Origin of the sequence: Tissierella pigra (assembly GCF_018917845.1) — a bacterium.
GTDB lineage: Bacteria > Bacillota > Clostridia > Tissierellales > Tissierellaceae > Tissierella > Tissierella pigra.
Genome location: NZ_JAHLPJ010000001.1, coordinates 565,011 through 584,434, shown reverse-complemented (window position 1 = coordinate 584,434; position 19,424 = coordinate 565,011). Strand labels below are relative to the sequence as shown.

The following is a 19,424-nucleotide window of genomic DNA, read 5'->3' as shown; positions in this document are numbered from 1 at the left end:
AATCTAGGTACTGATATTACACTTGCATAAGTATCTATAGTTGTATAGTTTCAATTCCTTATAGGTAATCTAGGTACTATGAAGTTCATTGATACTCTTGATAACTTGTCTCGCGTTTCAATTCCTTATAGGTAATCTAGGTACTCTAGAGGATAGTTAGGTATTTTAGAAAGTATATTTAGTTTCAATTCCTTATAGGTAATCTAGGTACATTTTGGTATTGGCATGAAGAATATCATTTCTATTTTGTTTCAATTCCTTATAGGTAATCTAGGTACAAGGATACATTGAAATCACTAAGGTTAGAGAATGTAAGATGTTTCAATTCCTTATAGGTAATCTAGGTACTATGCCGACAAAGCTATTAAAAGAGTTGATATTAAGGTTTCAATTCCTTATAGGTAATCTAGGTACTTGGACCAATAGGTCCTTCCAAGTCGACATACGTAGTTTCAATTCCTTATAGGTAATCTAGGTACCGGAGGAATTGAAATTACAGCTGATACTATAGATGGTTTCAATTCCTTATAGGTAATCTAGGTACCCGTACACATAGCACTATTACCATATTTATATATTATCACATTTTATTATTTTGGGGTATCTTTTTATAACATCAGCTCATTAAGTCGTTTTTACTTTTGTCGATCCCTGGGAATTTTCACATCATTAAGGGTCGACAAAATTTTAAAGAAAGATTGATTGGGGATTTTTTTCTATTCCTAATACTTCTCTATTAGAGTATCTCATATTTGCAAAGGTATATATTATCAATGAATCTTCTTCCTTATTCATTTTAGATGCAAGCTCATATTTTAATTTCTTTAAGTTACCTTCTGTAATTTCGCCTTCAAACACAGAATTTTGAACCCATGTTAAATATTTCCTACAAGTCTTTAAAGCCTTACCTACTCTTTTTTCTCCAAAATCATAAAATAATATCACAAACATTTTACCACCTCGCTATAAATCCTTCGTATGGCTTGTTCTCTGTAATATGCTTTTGTATTTTGTATAATTCTAATCTTATAAGTCGCTTATAACTTACATTAATATTAAGATGAGGATGCTTAATTACTGTATCTAGTTTTCCATTGTATTCTTCCAAAAATTTCTTTCTTCCCTTTTCAGAAATTAATATCCCATTGAAATCCTTTTCAAAATCTTTTGTAGTTATGGATCCTTTGTTAAGCAATGAAAATATAGTTCTATCTACAATAATAGGTTTAAATATTTCGGCAATATCAAGATTTAAAGTAAATCTTCTCTCATTAGTAGAATGTAAATAGCCTATTCTTGGATCTAATTGTGTTTGATATATTTCTCCGAGTATAGTTGTATACATTATAGCATTGCCAAAGCTAATAAGTGAATTAATGTTATCAAGCGGAGGCCTTTTACTTCTTATCCTAAATTCAAAGTCGGGATTTTTAATTATCTGATTAAAACACCCATAATATTCATCTCTAATATTTCCTTCTAAGGCCATTAAATGTTCAATACTATTAGCATCTTTCATTTTTTCAATCTTATTTTCAATGCTAATAATTACACTTTCTAAATCCACGCCCCTAGAATTATAGTATTTCAGTATTACTAGGATATTTTTGACACCCGTTTCAATTATTCCTCTTGCTAATATCATCCTCTTCTCATAATCTAAATAATGCTCTGCTTGTTTAAGTATTACATAACCTGAATTAAGGTGTTCCCTTGGATAAAAACTTCCACTATAGTATCCATAGTAATTAAAGAAATGTAGACAAATCTCTTTTTGTGATACAAAATCTAAAAAAGTTTTATTAATGGTCACCTCTCCAAAGAACCAAATATTATTTATCTCTTCAACAGGGATATACTTTTTACCCTCTTCTGTTTCAAATAGCAGAGTGTTATCCTTTCTCTTCATTTCTCCATCATTAAATACATATATCTCCCTTTTCAATACTTAGCCCCCTTAAGCATAGCAGTATTCTCTATATCCACAGCTTCTACAATACTTATTCTTTATAACCGGTGGTGGTATTTCATTGCTCATAATTATTTTAATTTCTCTCTCTGCCTCTTCTAATACTGAAATATTCTCTTCTGTTAACTCTACTTCAATTCTTTTCCTTTCTTCTGGATATAAGAGGACACCTTTTGCATTTATATCTGCTTTTTTTAATTCTCTAAGATAATAAAGTAACTGCATCTGAGAAGCATCTTGAAACTTTGAAGTCTTCTTGGTCTCACCTATCACTAACTCGTCTTTGGTATTTACTAAAACATCAAACTTAACATTTCCGAATTCTATTTCTTTCTTATTTCTTTTATAAACAGTTTCGTGAATAAATCTTCCAATATCAATATTAGTATCTTTTTGATCTGGCACTATATTTCTACTCATCATCCAAACTTCTCTTTTGCAAATTTTGTAATACCACATTAAGGTTCCATTAATCTCCACTCATAGCACCTCACATCATATCATATCAAAAGTATTGTCATTATAAATGATGCCTATATCACTATTATAATTAACAGTATAAATTGGTAGATTGTATTTATTCTCACAATAGTTTATTAATATATATTTATTAAACCTACCAATACTAACCGGCACCTCATATAGTGATATCTTTGCATATTCTTGATTTTCAAACAATTCCTCAACTACTTCCTTGAAATCATATGGAATAATTGAAATCTTTGTATTATTAATAAGTCTTGTCTTAAATTTATCTTCATCATAACCTAGATCAAATATAATTTCCTCTTCTTCGATTCTAGAATATAGTTTTATTGCCTCATCATAATTATTATCATACATATTAAATTCGGCATATACCTCATTCACCATATCTGATATTTCATATTCAGATAGATATTTTTGATTCTTTTGGACAACCTCTTTAGATTTCTTAAGCACATCTGTATGTCTCCTATATACATATTTCTCAGAGGTCTCAGAATAATCAAATACTATAAACTCAGAATCATCATATTCACCACGCCTATTACATCTACCTGCCCTTTGAACTAAACTATCTATTGGGGCACATTCTGAAAACATTATATTAAAACTAATGTCTAAAGATACTTCCATCACCTGAGTGGAAATCACTATTTCATAGTCATTATCCTCCTCAAGAAGTTTTTCTTTTTCCATTCTATCCTCCATAGTAAACTCTGAATGTAAACATAATGCATTAAACTCTTTAGACATGTCTTCATAAATTTGTTTAGCTCTTTCAATATTATTAACAATAACCGCAACCTTTTTCTTTTTATAAATATAGCTCTTTATTTCATCAATAATTTCTTCAAGTTGATTATCTATAAATTTCCATTTGTTATGCCTTCTTTCCATAAGCTCTGTAGCAATAATAGGTGATTTTATCTCTAATAATTCACTAAAATGATTCAATAAAAATTTAGGCATAGTTGCACTCATAATCATAACGCGACCTTGGAGTTTCTTTATCTTTTTTATAGTTTCCGTAATCAATCCCAGCGTAAATGTATCATATGCTTGAATTTCATCAAAAATAATAGAACTACCAACTAGGGCATACTCTTTTAAAGACCAATATCCTAGATTAAACCCTGATGTAAGCAATTGATCAATTGTTGAAACCATTACTGGTGGTATAAATGCTTTGTACTGTAATAACTCAAACCTTAATTTAGAGCTATCTTTAGTTTTAAATTCATCATTTATGGCAAAATAAACATCTGAACTTGAATGAGTTAATCCACAATATTCACTTCTAAAATACGATTTAATCAATCTAGAAAATATACTATTAGATGTTACCATGGTAGGCATAAGAAATATTACTTTAGCCTTCTCCGATTTAATAGCCCATAAAAGTGATGCCTCCGTTTTACCTGCACCAGTAGGTGCTATGGCTACTACATCCTCTCTAGCCGTAGCACACTCCTTATGAAATATTCTTTCAATATAATGATTTCCCTCAGCTTCAACCTTATATTTTATTTTCTCAATTAATTCATCTTGTGTTAAAGTTTGTTGTAATGGCTCTTTATCTGAAGATCCAATCCAGTCGCAATACTGTAAAAGCCCCTTACATATGGAATAAAGCATCCTAATATCACTTTTTCCTAACTCTAACTTCACTAAAAAAGATTCTTGCATACGAGATTCAAAATATTTTAATATAGTTTCTTTTTTAATCTTATAACTACCTATGCTATCAACAAGATTCAATTCCTTTTTACTAAGTTCCATAACCAAATTCAATCCATAATGATATTCTTCTTCAGTCAATTCTGGCCATTTTTCAATCCTATCTCTTTCCCTATCAAACTCATCTAAATTGATATTTAATTTCTTATGATGAGACAGTACTGCATAATAATGATACGGAAAATCACCACTGTTTTCTTTGATATATTTCTGAGTGGCAACTATCATATATACAGCAGATAAAAGCTCATGTCTGAAAAATGAAAATCCTTTCTCTCCATTAATAATTTTTTCCATTTGATCCTGGAACATATATGATAACTTGCCTATGTCATGCATGGAAATAGCTAAATATGAATTTCTTTCAAAGAAATCCATATTATGATTAATGCTATCCATGATATTAGTTAAAGCTTCTCTGTTCCTAGATAACTCACCATGAAATATTTCTACACATTTTTTCACATGGTATTCATAGCTACCTAAATATCCTTCAATTGGCTTAGCATAATACATAGTTGCACCTCTTTTATATTTCACTAAAAGTAAATAAAGGAACCAGTCTTTCTTTAAATGAATAAACAACTACTGATTTTTTCAACAAGTGAACATCTGCTAGGAAAGTAAATTTACTTAATCTTGTAGCTTCTCTTTCTTCATTATCATTAAAACTAAAATCTATTGGTAAATTCTTTACAACTGGAGGTCTTATTGTTGATTTTATTGGTAATTCCTTTACTTTATCCCAATTTAGCTCAAAATCTTTAATATAATTACCATATATCCAAGTATCTTGTATGTCTTTTGATTCACTAATCAATATCTCATCATATATTTCAATATTTGTTATCTTTACTAGTTCATCACTATTTCCTAGAGTTAGTGCAAAACAGGGATTTTTAAAAGCATTATATAATTCTTCAATTCTTATAGAATCTTCACATGTAAAGAAAATATCTGCATTAATGCCATATAGAAATTCTCTCATCAATATAGATTTAATCACTTCTTTTCCTTTAATTTTTGAGTAATTCCACAAGTCCTTGCCTATTCCCTGATTTTTTGCTATACAACCTACACTAATTCTGTTAATTTTGAAATATTCTAACGCATCTCTAAATTCCATCCCCAACGCAGCTCCTGAAATTCCAACTATTGTAGTAGGTGGTGGAACAAGTATAGTCTCTTGATATAGGTGAGTATTAGGGTCTCTAAAGGAAGCTGTCGTAGCATAAAGTGATACAATTATTCCTTTCATTGACATCCCTCTTTCTATTGCTTATTACTGTAAGTATCTTTTATCCATCCACGAATATTTTCAAAACACTCCCCAAGGGTTGTAAATTCATCAGTATCTTTACTGAAAAATCCCTTCCTCTCTCCAATGCATGAATGAATTATTTGATTGCTAAAATCTTTAGTAGTGTTGTTAATTAAATCAACATTTAATTCATCCTTATCATTTATTCTAATGCTTTCCATAAATATTGGATTTTTTACAGTCATAAGCGAGGCACACACAAATTTAGGAGAAACATCAGATAAAAATCTACTTTGCCTACCTACTGTCCATAAATTTTGTATAGCATCCACTAATGCTAAAGTTCTTTTAATTTTATCTTCAGCACTAAGTTCAAGTTCATATTTATCACCAATTGATTTTTCACCAATTCTATCTAGTTCAATTAAAATAGTACCACAATAATATCCAGAATGTATCTCGGTCTCAAATATATTAGGATTTCCACCTGCACTTACTGACATATAATTCGTAGCAAAATCAAGCTCTCCCAAATAAGGTGTAATAGCTACTAGAGGAGAAACTCTAACAGGACTTGTTCTCTTTACAGTAGTTGCAGAAGCATTCATAAATCCAAAAAGATCATCATCTATATATGCTTGTGGATCACATTTAGTCGTAGCAGCTCCTTTTTCTTTCTCCCCTGTCACTCCCTCAGACAATTCAAATCCCATTACTGATAGTTGTTCTCTTAACGCCCTCCTAACTGCTTGAGAAGAACAATATGGATAATCTTTTCCATCATTTTTTCTTATCTTCTTGACGCTAGAAATATTATCAACCTCTTTGTCAGAACCATTTAATGATGCATAAGTTGCCTTGGTTAGATAGGTAATTGTTAGTGATTTAGCTTTACTCATCTTCATTTTCCCCCTTATCCTTTACATTTGAGTTAAAAAAGTTATAGCTATTAAGTGCCCCCATAATACAATAGCCCTTAAAATCTTCAAATGGCACTTCGTTTAATATTCCTTCTAAAATTGAATTAGATACTGATATCCCATATCTAAATTGGAGTGTATTCAACTGAATAATAAAATCTGTTACTGTTCTAGTTTTTCTTAGTGTGAACAAATCCCCTTTAATCTTTTTTAGTATATTTTTGTCCTCACCTGCAACTCTATATGCTTGATTTACAATTTGTTTTCCCAATTTCACAGCTACATCAATTTGTTCTCTATTCATGATATCCTCCTTTATTATCAAATAATACTCTATTAAAAAATCGAGCATATTTGATACATTGATAAATTTATTATCATACACCTTTCTAAGAGTAAGGGATTCTATATCAGTTAATATACAATGTTTGTTCAATATCTTTCTGAGAATATTATTTCTAGATGGTTTAGGATTGTTTTTGTTATCTTTTTCAAACAATGCATTATAAATATTTTTCAGATCCAGAGACTTATGAAAAAAACAATCTATTAATCGATAAGCATAACTAACATCATTATAGAAAATTAATTCCTTAGTAATGAATGTTTGTCCCATTTCATCGAGAGCTATAACTACAATCTCTATTGGGTTGGATATAATGTCTCCCAGTAATTCTGCAAATATATCATTTCCATCAGTCTCTATACTTACAGTATTACTCTTTAAAACAGAATAGGTATCTACAAAATATGCCCACAATAATTCATAAGACATCCTTGATTTATTAATCAGACTATCCTTTTCAAATCCTATATTTTTATAAAAATAGTCATTATCAATACTACGAAGTACAGAGCTACTACCAATTTTCTTTTGATTGTTTATATTGTGTTCTAAATTTGGTGAATTTAATAGGAGTATTGATAAGGTCGAACCATCTTTCTTGTAATTGATAGTATCCATCGTAAACTTGGATAAAAGTTCACATTCCCAGCAAATCTTAGCTGCCTTATTTCCCTGTGTATGAAATGATTGTGCCGCACTCTTCGATGCGAATAATAAAAATGATGGTTGAGATATTTCACTTAAATTACTAGTTAGTTTTCCACATACTGAGCAAGTTAATTGCTTTTTAATGTTTTCTTTTGGTAATATTTTTACATCTGGTTGACATTCTGGTAGCGAAAACAATAGTCTGTTTTTTTTCCCACCCCATAAACTTCTTTTGTTCTCTTTAGTAAAATCATCTGTTTTGCCTTTAAGTATATCATCCATATCTTCATACTCAATATAATGAGCCTTCCAACTAGTACCTTTAACAAATTTCCCAACTACTGGTGTTGGTTGTCTTCTTGGTGCTAATGAAAACTCTTTAGTCTCTTCATCATACATAACTAATTCTAGTTTATCCTTTTGTGATTTTGTAGACACATTCCAGTATAAAGATGCTAACAAACTATAACAACTTTCTAAGAATTCTCTTATTTTTTCTTCATCCTCAGCTCCAATAGTTAATCCGTCTGAATCAAAACTTAAATCAATATTATAGTTTTCTTCTTTTTTAATTCTATCTGCTACAAAATATAATCCTGCTATCCCTCCATCAAACCACCAGTGATTTCTTACTTCAATTCTATATTCCACTTTATCCCCCCTCTCTATAAAAGCTTTACACATCCAAATCCTTGACTATTCTTGCTTCCAAATCCCGCATCTAAGCCCATTTGTAAAAGTTTTCTATCCCCCTTTATTAAAAATTTACCTGTTGCTCCTTTTATTACTGTACTTTTGTAATATACAATATTCTGTTTAGCTTGTCCTATAGGAGTCAATTCTATATTATTTGCAAAAGCTAAATTTGTATTATTTAAAGCATTATATTTCTTAATTAAATTCTCTGTTATAATTCTATCGAAATCAGTTTCTCTAGGCATAAAGTAACAAGTATATTTTCCCCCATCTGGTTTCAATAGTGTACTATATGCTACAATTGGAGACAATGTGTCTATCAGAATTTCATCCTTTTCAACTATATGATTAAAAATTTGTATCTGATCAGTTTTTATGTTGTTTTGTCCAATATATAAATCATCTTTTTGCAACATATGGTTTGCAATTGATTTACAGAAATTATCTAATGGTGAAGAAACTACTAAATTCATTTTTCTTCCAAAATTAAACCTCTCCCCTTCCTTTTTTGCTCTGTTAATTATCCTAGAAAATGCAAATAATTTAAAACTTCTACCGTTATTAATATATCCACTATTATGTAAGAATTCTGATAATCCTTCATCAATATTATTGTAAACAAAAGCTTGTATGATACTGTTATATTGAATAGGTAGAATTATATTTTTTTCGCTGGTAAAACTTATTTTTATATGCATACTGTATCCTCCATCATTATATTTCATAGTAATTAATATTATTCGACATTCAATCTAAAATTTCCTTCTTTTTTGTCAATATCTTTAGGAAGGTTTTTGCTATGAATTATATAATATTCATCGACTAAGGGTTTTAAAATCATATCAACTATATATTATTCTTTTTATAATTGTAGTCTAAATTATTTATGGAAATAAAATTTTACACTATAGTGTTTATGCAAAATATAGTATAACTGAATTATTTATATTTATTATATACTTAGTCAACCTACTGTTGCTCTCTTTTAAAATAATACTGTCTTACATCATTTTCTTTAATACCTCATTTATCCAAGTTTCTGATAGTTTCAATAATTCAGTTCCTTCAGAAATATTCATTTCATTTTTTCTCTCAAATATTTTATAATCTTATTATGTTGATTAATTCTATTGCCTTTTACCTCTGATCTTATATAAAAAATAAACTTTATAAACATCTCAGTGTTACATATCAAAGTAAGAATAATTATATAGATTATGATGATATGTGTTACGATTCCTTATAGGTAATCTAGGTACGAAACTGTATGTGGAGCAAAAGAAACAAGAGAACAGATGTTTCAATCCCTTATAGGTAATCTATGTACATATGAAACGATGGTCAATATCGTGGAAGATGAAGAAAGTTTCAATTCCTTATAGGTAATCTATGTACTCCTTAATTTTGCAAATTCCCTATATGCTTCTACGTTGTTTCAATTCCTTATAGGTAATCTATGTACTTTTGGAATAGGGACAATGTAGATATAGGGACTTGGAGGTTTCAATTCCTTATAGGTAATCTATGTACATGAGGATATAAGCTCTCTAATAAAGACAGAATACCCTGGATAGGTTACACTAGATAGGACAGTTTTTCTCCGAACATGATATAATAAAACTAGGAGGAGAAAATCATGTCAAGAAAATATTATGAGGAAAATTTCAAGAAGCAATTAGTTAACATATATAACCAAGGTAACCATACCTATAGGGATCTACATGAGCAATATGGGGTCTCTCCATCTACTCTAAGACAATGGGTAGTGAGGTACAATAAAACTGAATCCTTCAATGCTAAAGATAATATGACGGACCAGGAGAAGGAATTAATTGAACTAAGAAAAAGAAATAAACAACTTGAGATGGAGAATGATATTTTAAAGCAGGCAGCACTACTACTAGGCAAAAAGTAGACCTGATTATTTCTAATAGAGGGAAATATAGTATTAGTGCTATGTGTAAGCTTTTAAAGGTCTCAAGAAGCCTAGTATATTATCATCTAAATAATAGGGAAGCTAGTTCTTCTAACAAAGATTCGGAGATAGAGAAACATATAATGAAAATTTTCCATAGAAGTAAAAATAATTATGGTACTAGGAAAATTAAAGTAGAGCTTCAAAAGCTAGGTTATCAAGTTTCACGAAGAAGGATAGCTAGGATTATGAAAGAAAATGCCTTAGTATCTAACTACACTGTAGCTCAATATAAGGTCCATAGCAGGGGCTGTAATGAATCTAAAGTCTCTAATGTAGTTGATAGACAGTTCGATAATAGGGCTAAATTAGAGGTTGCAGTAAGCGACCTTACCTATGTCAGAGTAGGTAGTAAGTGGAACTATTTATGTACCTTGGTAGATCTATCTAATAGGGAAATAATAGGCTATTCAGCTGGTCCCAATAAAGATGCTTCTCTTATAGAAAAAGCACTTTTAAGCTGCCGTTATCCTTTAAAAGATATAAAGATATTTCATTCAGACCGTGGTAAGGAATATGATAATATAAAAATAGATAATATCCTAGAAGCCTTTAACATAGAACGTTCTCTAAGTAGGAAGGGGAATCCCTATGACAATGCTGTAAGTGAAGCTACCAATAAAATCCTAAAAGTAGAGTTTATATATCAAAATAGATTTGAAAGTCTGGAAGTGCTTAAATTAGAGCTTGCAGAATATATTTACTGGTATAATCACATAAGAATTCATGGATCTTTAGGATACATATCACCAATTGAATATAGAAATAGAGCTAGCTTTGATTTAGCAGCTTAGGCAGTATTTAGAAAGTATATTCTTGTTCGGAATAAATTTGTCTAAAAAAGGGTTGCCTTTCCACCCGTTTCAATTCCTTATAGGTAATCTATGTACGTTCTTTCTCTTAATTCTTCTAATTTTAATAATAAATGTTTCAATTCCTTATAGGTAATCTATGTACAGGACTAGAAGAAAAATTTGAAGAGCAGAGAAAAGCGTTTCAATTCCTTATAGGTAATCTATGTACAGATTTAGGATTTGACCTAATTGTCGTAGGTTATGTTTCAATTCCTTATAGGTAATCTATGTACGGTACTTACAATATTAGGAATGAATAGATATACATCGTTTCAATTCCTTATAGGTAATCTATGTACTAATGCCTATATAGTTGCCAAAAAAGACAATAAAATAGGTTTCAATTCCTTATAGGTAATCTATGTACAGATGGCTAGAGGAAAGAATTGGTCTTTAGAAGAAGAGTTTCAATTCCTTATAGGTAATCTATGTACTGGTGGTTCAGGAGGAATATCATCATAAACTATTTCGTTTCAATTCCTTATAGGTAATCTATGTACTATATATAGCAATTATATCTACTTCACTAATCTGAGTTTCAATTCCTTATAGGTAATCTATGTACCCATCACCGAAAGTAGCTTCTGCTTCAGTTACTAGGGTTTCAATTCCTTATAGGTAATCTATGTACTTATTCCTATTGGTTCTTACTATCAACACTTTGGGGTTTCAATTCCTTATAGGTAATCTATGTACTGAAAAGAAAAAAGAATTACTAAGTATATAGACATCCTGTTTCAATTCCTTATAGGTAATCTATGTACTAGTTATAAAAGATGATAAAGTTTCGGCATCATTTTTGTTTCAATTCCTTATAGGTAATCTATGTACTAGGAGGTGAATAGCCTTGGATTTTAAGCAGTTTTAGTTTCAATTCCTTATAGGTAATCTATGTACAAATGCTGGGGATTGAACCAAAATACAGGAAGTACAAGTTTCAATTCCTGGAAAGGCAACCCTTTTTTAGACAAATTTATTCCGAACAAGAATATACTTTCTAAATACTGCCTAAGCTGCTAAATCAAAGCTAGCTCTATTTCTATATTCAATTGGTGATATGTATCCTAAAGATCCATGAATTCTTATGTGATTATACCAGTAAATATATTCTGCAAGCTCTAATTTAAGCACTTCCAGACTTTCAAATCTATTTTGATATATAAACTCTACTTTTAGGATTTTATTGGTAGCTTCACTTACAGCATTGTCATAGGGATTCCCCTTCCTACTTAGAGAACGTTCTATGTTAAAGGCTTCTAGGATATTATCTATTTTTATATTATCATATTCCTTACCACGGTCTGAATGAAATATCTTTATATCTTTTAAAGGATAACGGCAGCTTAAAAGTGCTTTTTCTATAAGAGAAGCATCTTTATTGGGACCAGCTGAATAGCCTATTATTTCCCTATTAGATAGATCTACCAAGGTACATAAATAGTTCCACTTACTACCTACTCTGACATAGGTAAGGTCGCTTACTGCAACCTCTAATTTAGCCCTATTATCGAACTGTCTATCAACTACATTAGAGACTTTAGATTCATTACAGCCCCTGCTATGGACCTTATATTGAGCTACAGTGTAGTTAGATACTAAGGCATTTTCTTTCATAATCCTAGCTATCCTTCTTCGTGAAACTTGATAACCTAGCTTTTGAAGCTCTACTTTAATTTTCCTAGTACCATAATTATTTTTACTTCTATGGAAAATTTTCATTATATGTTTCTCTATCTCCGAATCTTTGTTAGAAGAACTAGCTTCCCTATTATTTAGATGATAATATACTAGGCTTCTTGAGACCTTTAAAAGCTTACACATAGCACTAATACTATATTTCCCTCTATTAGAAATAATCAGGTCTACTTTTTGCCTAGTAGTAGTGCTGCCTGCTTTAAAATATCATTCTCCATCTCAAGTTGTTTATTTCTTTTTCTTAGTTCAATTAATTCCTTCTCCTGGTCCGTCATATTATCTTTAGCATTGAAGGATTCAGTTTTATTGTACCTCACTACCCATTGTCTTAGAGTAGATGGAGAGACCCCATATTGCTCATGTAGATCCCTATAGGTATGGTTACCTTGGTTATATATGTTAACTAATTGCTTCTTGAAATTTTCCTCATAATATTTTCTTGACATGATTTTCTCCTCCTAGTTTTATTATATCATGTTCGGAGAAAAACTGTCCTATCTAGTGTAACCTATCCATCCTTATAGGTAATCTATGTACAAAAGAAGAAAACCTCAAAATGTAGCGTATCTTATTGGTTTCAATTCCTTATAGGTAATCTATGTACGAAGGAACTCGAAGATGGGAAAATTGGATTCGGTTCAGGTTTCAATTCCTTATAGGTAATCTATGTACTTTTGTCCGTTAAATGGAATAGGTGTTTGTTTAGAGTTTCAATTCCTTATAGGTAATCTATGTACGGTGCAAAATGCGACCAACGTCTTAAATTCTATTTTGTTTCAATTCCTTATAGGTAATCTATGTACATGCTGCCTTTCCTATATCATGAAACAGCCCTACTAGTTTCAATTCCTTATAGGTAATCTATGTACATAATATTACACCCCTTTATTTTCCCACATATCTAGGTTTCAATTCCTTATAGGTAATCTATGTACGGATTCATATTCTCACTAGCCACATCAAAATATTGTATGTTTCAATTCCTTATAGGTAATCTATGTACGATATGGGAAAAGGCAAATGCAAATCAACATTTTCAGGTTTCAATTCCTTATAGGTAATCTATGTACCGTTATGCAATCTTTGTATTTATATTGTACTATGCAAGTTTCAATTCCTTATAGGTAATCTATGTACAATATAATATCTATAGAAGTAGATAAAGGTACTCATTAGTTTCAATTCCTTATAGGTAATCTATGTACGTTTAGTGAGGAGGATATTGGAGTGAAGATATTTACCACGTTTCAATTCCTTATAGGTAATCTATGTACGAAGTAGTAGGTATTGGTGTTTACATTCAAAAAGAGTTTCAATTCCTTATAGGTAATCTATGTACGTTACCTACGTAATATTTCCTAGCCTCTGTTATGTCGTTTCAATTCCTTATAGGTAATCTATGTACACAATAGAAATCTTATTTTATTAGGAGATATTAGAAAGTTTCAATTCCTTATAGGTAATCTATGTACAAGTGAAATTAAAAATTAATAATGAAATACTAGAGTTTCAATTCCTTATAGGTAATCTATGTACAGATATTCTTGAGCTAAATCAAAAGTATGATTTTCAAGTTTCAATTCCTTATAGGTAATCTATGTACGAAATCCCCCTTGATGTAAAGAAGGTGATAGATTGCCGTTTCAATTCCTTATAGGTAATCTATGTACGTTAATAGATTTACCTAAGGGTTCAAAGGTACACTCGTTTCAATTCCTTATAGGTAATCTATGTACCTCGGTCTTGCCATATTATCACCCTTTAACGTTATAGTTTCAATTCCTTATAGGTAATCTATGTACCCAGTTGATAAGTTTAGAGATTCATTAGCTGAATCAGGTTTCAATTCCTTATAGGTAATCTATGTACGCCTTGCATATTCTGCTAAGGTTGCTTGTGTCATGTGTTTCAATTCCTTATAGGTAATCTATGTACTATATAGATATTCAAATCATCATTACTACTTTTTGGTTTCAATTCCTTATAGGTAATCTATGTACGTTCACTTATTAATTTGCCTATCTTTTCCTCATCCATGTTTCAATTCCTTATAGGTAATCTATGTACTCAATTAGCACAAGAGGAAATCATTCCAATCCAAGGTTTCAATTCCTTATAGGTAATCTATGTACAAGATTCTATACATTTATAGATTCGGAAGATGAAGAAAGTTTCAATTCCTTATAGGTAATCTATGTACTTTTATTGATATGAAGGAGGACAAAGATATGAATAGGTTTCAATTCCTTATAGGTAATCTATGTACCAGAACACATTCATGGGAGGTGAGGAAGTTGGCTTCAAAGTTTCAATTCCTTATAGGTAATCTATGTACGTTAGCTTATCATCATGATGTAAACAATCTAGAGTATGTTTCAATTCCTTATAGGTAATCTATGTACTTACATTTCCCGGCCATAGTTAGTAGTTTTATCCATAGTTTCAATTCCTTATAGGTAATCTATGTACAAGAAGTTAAAAAAGAAGATAATCCACTTCTAAAGGTGTGTTTCAATTCCTTATAGGTAATCTATGTACGAAAGAGGAGTTAAAAACAATCCTTCCTCCAAGATATGTTTCAATTCCTTATAGGTAATCTATGTACTAGTATTATAAGCCATTTACTTCACCCTCTAATATTCGTTTCAATTCCTTATAGGTAATCTATGTACTAAATTCGGCTGGACTTATTGCACTTTTAATTAATGCGTTTCAATTCCTTATAGGTAATCTATGTACACGAATACAAGAAAATGTATTGTTTATTTAGACTTAGGTTTCAATTCCTTATAGGTAATCTATGTACTGAGATAGAAGGAAAACATGAAACAGTTATAAAAGCGTTTCAATTCCTTATAGGTAATCTATGTACTGTACAGCAAATGAAGCTATAGAAAAAGCTAAGGAGGGTTTCAATTCCTTATAGGTAATCTATGTACCTAGGAGATAGCTTAGATTTAATCCGAATTGTGTTTGGGTTTCAATTCCTTATAGGTAATCTATGTACCCGTACACATAGCACTACTGCTACATTTATATTTTATCATATTCTATTGCTCTTTTATATCTTTTCGTGAAATTAACTTATTAAGTCATTCTTATTTTCGTCGACCCCTATAGTTTTCTACACCATTAAGGTTCGACGAATTTTTAAAGAAATATTGATTGGGGATTTTTTCTATACCTATTACTTCTCTATTAGAGTATTTCATATTTGTAAAGGTGTATATTATCAATGAATCTTCTTCCTTATTCATTTTAGATGCAAGCTCATACTTTAACTTCCTTAAATTACCTTCTGTAATTTCACCTTCAAACACAGAATTTTGAACCCATGTTAAATATTTCCTACAAGCCTTTAAAGCCTCACCTACTCTTTTTTCTCCAAAATCATAAAATAATATCATAAACATTCTACCATCTCGCTACAAGTCCTTCGTATGGCTTGTTTTCAGTAATATGTTTTTGAATTTTATATAATTCTAGTCTTGTAAGCCGTTTATAGCTTACATTAATATTACCGTGTCTAACTTCCCATTGAATTCATTTTCAAAATCATTGAATGTAGACATTTTTCTTTCTATGATACAAAGTCTAGCAAAGTTTTATTTGAAGTTACCTCACCAAAGAACCAAATATTATTTATCTCTTCAACAGCAATATACTTCTTACCCTCTCCTGTTTCAAATAGCTTAGTAGAAGTTAGATAATGAATCTTGGCATTTTATAATTCTAAACTTTTAATATCTTCAACAAATTCTCCATTATCATACCAGAAAACAAATTTACGGTTATCGTCGCTAAATTTGAAATTTAATTTATCTTCGATTTGATTTAAATTTAATTCTGCCATGGACATACTTACTTCAAAATGCTCCTACTTAAATTTGACAATCTAAAATTTCACAGATTCTTTCAATTTTCTTATTCAACTTATCTCCATTTTTCTTATTCCATTTATTCGTAGAAATAAGAAATTTTTTTACAAATTCAGCAAATTCTATTTTTTCATTTCCTTCAATTCCTTAATTTTTCCGGAGTTTTTCAACTCAATTATATCTATACTTTCTACATAGGGGAAGTCTAAAGAACTTTCTAAATCTTTAAATTCAATTACATTATTTTTTTTTTAGATTTTCTTATTGTTATCGATTTATTATTATTATTATCTAAATACAATTCTCCAATGTCACATAACTTTCTAACTAATGATCCAGTATTATGAGGAATTAATATGTTAAAGTCTTCTGTTTTTTCATTAGATAAATTTTTTATTTCTAAAATTTCAAATGCACCTTTCCCAAGATAAACATATTGTCCAATTCCACCTATTATTGAGGATTGAATTAATAAATTAATATAAAATTTTAAAAAATCCATATTATTATCTTTCTTTTTTCTTTCTATAAAGTAAATTATAAACTCTGTACCTTCATTGAATTCTTTTTCCTTTTCTTTCAAATTATTTACATTATTGCCATCAGACACTATAGAAACAGGTGCTTTGTTTTCTGTGTTTCCGAACAAATAAGCCTCCTTATTTCTTATATCTTCCAAATCTTTAAAATAATATAATTCTCTAAAAGTATTACGTAAAAGCGCTTTTAACTCTGTAACTCTAAATTCTTTCTTTTTTTGATCTGCACCAAAACTTATCAATTGTGTAATAAGTTTTAACTTAATTTCAACCTTTCTCATATATCTCCCTCCTTTTTCGTCAGTTTGAATTTTATCATAATTTACTTTAATTCCATCGTCTAAATCAATGGATATTCTTGCTAAAGCTAAATAGACTATTCTTTTCATCATAGTCTTTACATTCATTTAACTGTTTAGTTATCTTTGCAAGATGTCTCTCTGCTGCTTCTATAACATACTTTAAATTATCTATAATTACAGTTTCATCATAGTTCCAGTACCTAAAAAAGTGATTATTTTTTCATTTTATCTTTACCTCCATAATTTATAGATTCTACATAAAGCCAAAAAGTCCTTCTTTATTTACCAAATTTTTCAGGTTCTAAAATATATTCTACAATTTATTCTTGTTTTTATAAATTTCCTCATTTTTCACCTCAATTTCTAAATAAACTTTACATTTGCTTCCTATCTTTATATTCCATATAATTATGTCAAACCATCAAAGACATGAAACCTAAGTAAAAATGTTGGAAGACAATGAAGTATTAAATCAAATGTATTCTGCTGATGATAATCTTATGGAAGTCTTTTATTTTAAAAATATAACTGCCACAATTTATTCATTTACTGCTGAACCAAAAATTATTATATTTTAAATCAAAAAACTAGAGAGTCCATAACAAACTCTCTAGTCCCAATCTTCTATCTCATATTAAATATGCTCGAATCTACCTGTGAAGAACCTTAATACTGGTGGTTCATAAGTGAATTTCAAGCCCTTTATTTCATCTCTTCTCTTATATGTTGCAATTATGGCTTCTGCAACATAATCTAAATGTGCATAGCTGTAAACTCTTCTTGGTATTGTCAATCTTACTAGCTCTAATTTAGGGAAGTATTCATTTCCTTCCTTATCTCTACCAGCAGAAATATTTCCTCTTTCCATTGTTCTGACACCTGACTGGATGAAGATTTCAGCTGCTAAAACTTGAGCTGGATATTCAGATTGTGGAATATGTGGTAAGAATGCTCTAGCATCTAAGAATACTGCGTGACCCCCTATTGGTCTAACTATTGGTACACCAGCTTCAATTAATTTATTTCCTAAATATTCAACTTGCTCAACTCTATGTTTAATATAATTGAAATCTAAAGCTTCCTTAAGTCCAATTGCAAAAGCCTCCATATCTCTACCAGTCATACCACCATAGCTTGGCATTCCCTCATAAACTACTACTAACGCCGAAGCTTTGAAATATAGATCATCTTCATTCATAGCTAAGAACCCACCTATATTTACAATACCGTCTTTTTTACCTGACATAGTAGCTCCATCAGCATAGGAGAACATTTCCTTAACAATTTCTGCAATAGATTTATCTGCATATCCTTCTTCTCTTACTTTAATGAAATAAGCATTTTCCACATATCTGGTACAGTCAAACATTACTCTGATTCCATGTTTCTTGGATAAGGCATGAACTTCCCTTAGATTCTGCATACTAACCGGCTGCCCACCAGCTAAATTAACTGTTACACCAACACAGATATAAGGAATATTTTCAGCTCCAACTTTATTAATTAAATCCTCATATTTTTTAATATCTATATTTCCTTTAAAATGTACATCTTCTTTATCTGAGATATGAGCTTCGTCAATTATAACATCTACAAAAGTACCACCGTTCATTTCTTGATGAGCTCTAGTAGTTGTAAAGTACATATTACCTGGAATATAAGTATTTGGCCTAACTAATATTTGTGATAATAGATTTTCTGCACCTCTGCCTTGATGCGTTGGAACAACATGCTTAAATCCCATTATATCCTGTACAGTCTTTTGTAAATGATAGAAATTTTCACTTCCTGCATAGGCCTCATCGCCCATCATAAGCCCAGCCCATTGTCTATCACTCATGGCATTTGTTCCACTGTCTGTTAATAGGTCAATATATACATCCCTTGAATTAAGTAAGAAAGTATTGTAACCTGCTCTTTCAATGGCCTCAATTCTTTCCTCCTTCGGTAAAATTCTCAGTGGTTCTACCATCTTCACTTTGTATGGTTCTGGCATATATTTTTTATCCATATACTACTCCCCCTTATTTTAAAATCTATCTTAATAATATAGTTATTAGCAATTTTAATGCCAATATTAAAATCTGGGGAATATCTATAATATTGTTACTCTAACAA

General features: G+C 30.3%; 13 protein-coding genes and 4 CRISPR repeat arrays (1 of these 17 only partly in view). Of the genes, 1 reads left to right on the top strand and 12 read right to left on the bottom strand.

Translation table 11 applies throughout. From position 1 onward, the window contains the following. A CRISPR array of direct repeats spans window positions 1–544; the repeat unit is 30 nt; unit sequence GTTTCAATTCCTTATAGGTAATCTAGGTAC (it extends 3,340 nt beyond the left edge of the window). Between the two features lie 143 nt (window positions 545–687). From cas2 (KQI41_RS02795) to cas6, 8 genes are read right to left on the bottom strand one after another with little or no spacing between them, the layout of a single operon-like run. Then, window positions 688–951, bottom strand: coding sequence for a CRISPR-associated endonuclease Cas2 (gene cas2, locus KQI41_RS02795; RefSeq protein ID WP_216584824.1), 264 nt, complete (start codon window positions 949–951; stop codon window positions 688–690). Window position 952: 1 nt separating this feature from the next. After that, complete coding sequence (gene cas1b, locus KQI41_RS02790; protein ID WP_216584823.1) at window positions 953–1,945, bottom strand: type I-B CRISPR-associated endonuclease Cas1b; 993 nt, start codon at window positions 1,943–1,945, stop codon at window positions 953–955. Window positions 1,946–1,957: 12 nt separating this feature from the next. After that, a complete protein-coding gene (cas4, locus tag KQI41_RS02785) occupies window positions 1,958–2,449 on the bottom strand; it encodes a CRISPR-associated protein Cas4 (protein ID WP_216584822.1) in 492 nt (163 codons plus the stop codon). A gap of 15 nt (window positions 2,450–2,464) precedes the next feature. Beyond that, entirely contained in the window at window positions 2,465–4,708 is a 2,244-nt protein-coding gene (gene cas3, locus KQI41_RS02780; protein ID WP_216584821.1) for a CRISPR-associated helicase Cas3', read from the bottom strand. A gap of 13 nt (window positions 4,709–4,721) precedes the next feature. Further along, window positions 4,722–5,450, bottom strand: coding sequence for a CRISPR-associated protein Cas5 (cas5, locus tag KQI41_RS02775; protein ID WP_216584820.1), 729 nt, complete (start codon window positions 5,448–5,450; stop codon window positions 4,722–4,724). 14 nt (window positions 5,451–5,464) lie between these two features. Next, window positions 5,465–6,352 carry a type I-B CRISPR-associated protein Cas7/Cst2/DevR gene (cas7i, locus tag KQI41_RS02770; RefSeq protein ID WP_216584819.1) on the bottom strand — a complete coding sequence of 296 codons (888 nt, stop codon included), beginning with the start codon at window positions 6,350–6,352 and terminating at the stop codon, window positions 5,465–5,467. Beyond that, complete coding sequence (locus tag KQI41_RS02765; RefSeq protein WP_216584818.1) at window positions 6,345–8,018, bottom strand: hypothetical protein; 1,674 nt, start codon at window positions 8,016–8,018, stop codon at window positions 6,345–6,347. Before KQI41_RS02765 ends, cas7i begins: the two co-directional genes overlap by 8 nt. 14 nt (window positions 8,019–8,032) lie before the next feature. Continuing rightward, window positions 8,033–8,761 (bottom strand): CRISPR-associated endoribonuclease Cas6, encoded by a 729-nt coding sequence (cas6, locus tag KQI41_RS02760; RefSeq protein WP_216584817.1) that lies wholly within the window; start codon window positions 8,759–8,761, stop codon window positions 8,033–8,035. 531 nt (window positions 8,762–9,292) lie between these two features. Next, window positions 9,293–9,593: direct repeats of the CRISPR family, unit length 30 nt; unit sequence GTTTCAATTCCTTATAGGTAATCTATGTAC. A 106-nt stretch (window positions 9,594–9,699) separates the two neighbouring features. Here cas6 and KQI41_RS02755 point away from each other — a divergent pair. After that, window positions 9,700–10,832, top strand: a protein-coding gene (locus KQI41_RS02755; RefSeq protein ID WP_216584816.1) for an IS3 family transposase whose coding sequence is annotated in 2 segments (ribosomal slippage) — window positions 9,700–9,970 and window positions 9,970–10,832 — 1,134 coding nt in all. Because the reading frame shifts where the segments join, the coding sequence is not laid out codon by codon here. Between the two features lie 65 nt (window positions 10,833–10,897). Further along, window positions 10,898–11,789: direct repeats of the CRISPR family, unit length 30 nt; unit sequence GTTTCAATTCCTTATAGGTAATCTATGTAC. Between the two features lie 111 nt (window positions 11,790–11,900). On the opposite strand, the gene KQI41_RS02750 is transcribed toward KQI41_RS02755, so the two are convergent. The 4 genes from KQI41_RS02750 to KQI41_RS02735 form a co-directional block, all read right to left on the bottom strand. Continuing rightward, a protein-coding gene (locus KQI41_RS02750) for an IS3 family transposase (RefSeq protein WP_216584816.1) occupies window positions 11,901–13,033 on the bottom strand; the annotation gives its coding sequence in 2 pieces (ribosomal slippage) (window positions 11,901–12,763 and window positions 12,763–13,033; 1,134 coding nt in all). A gap of 127 nt (window positions 13,034–13,160) precedes the next feature. After that, window positions 13,161–15,594: a CRISPR direct-repeat array (repeat unit 30 nt; unit sequence GTTTCAATTCCTTATAGGTAATCTATGTAC). A 91-nt stretch (window positions 15,595–15,685) separates the two neighbouring features. Beyond that, window positions 15,686–15,994, bottom strand: a complete 309-nt coding sequence (gene cas2, locus KQI41_RS02745; RefSeq protein ID WP_216584815.1) for a CRISPR-associated endonuclease Cas2 — start codon at window positions 15,992–15,994, stop codon at window positions 15,686–15,688. Between the two features lie 706 nt (window positions 15,995–16,700). Continuing rightward, window positions 16,701–17,396, bottom strand: a complete 696-nt coding sequence (locus KQI41_RS02740; protein WP_216584814.1) for an RAMP superfamily CRISPR-associated protein — start codon at window positions 17,394–17,396, stop codon at window positions 16,701–16,703. A gap of 544 nt (window positions 17,397–17,940) precedes the next feature. Further along, complete coding sequence (locus KQI41_RS02735; protein WP_154438877.1) at window positions 17,941–19,317, bottom strand: tyrosine phenol-lyase; 1,377 nt, start codon at window positions 19,315–19,317, stop codon at window positions 17,941–17,943. Window positions 19,318–19,424: the final 107 nt, after the last annotated feature.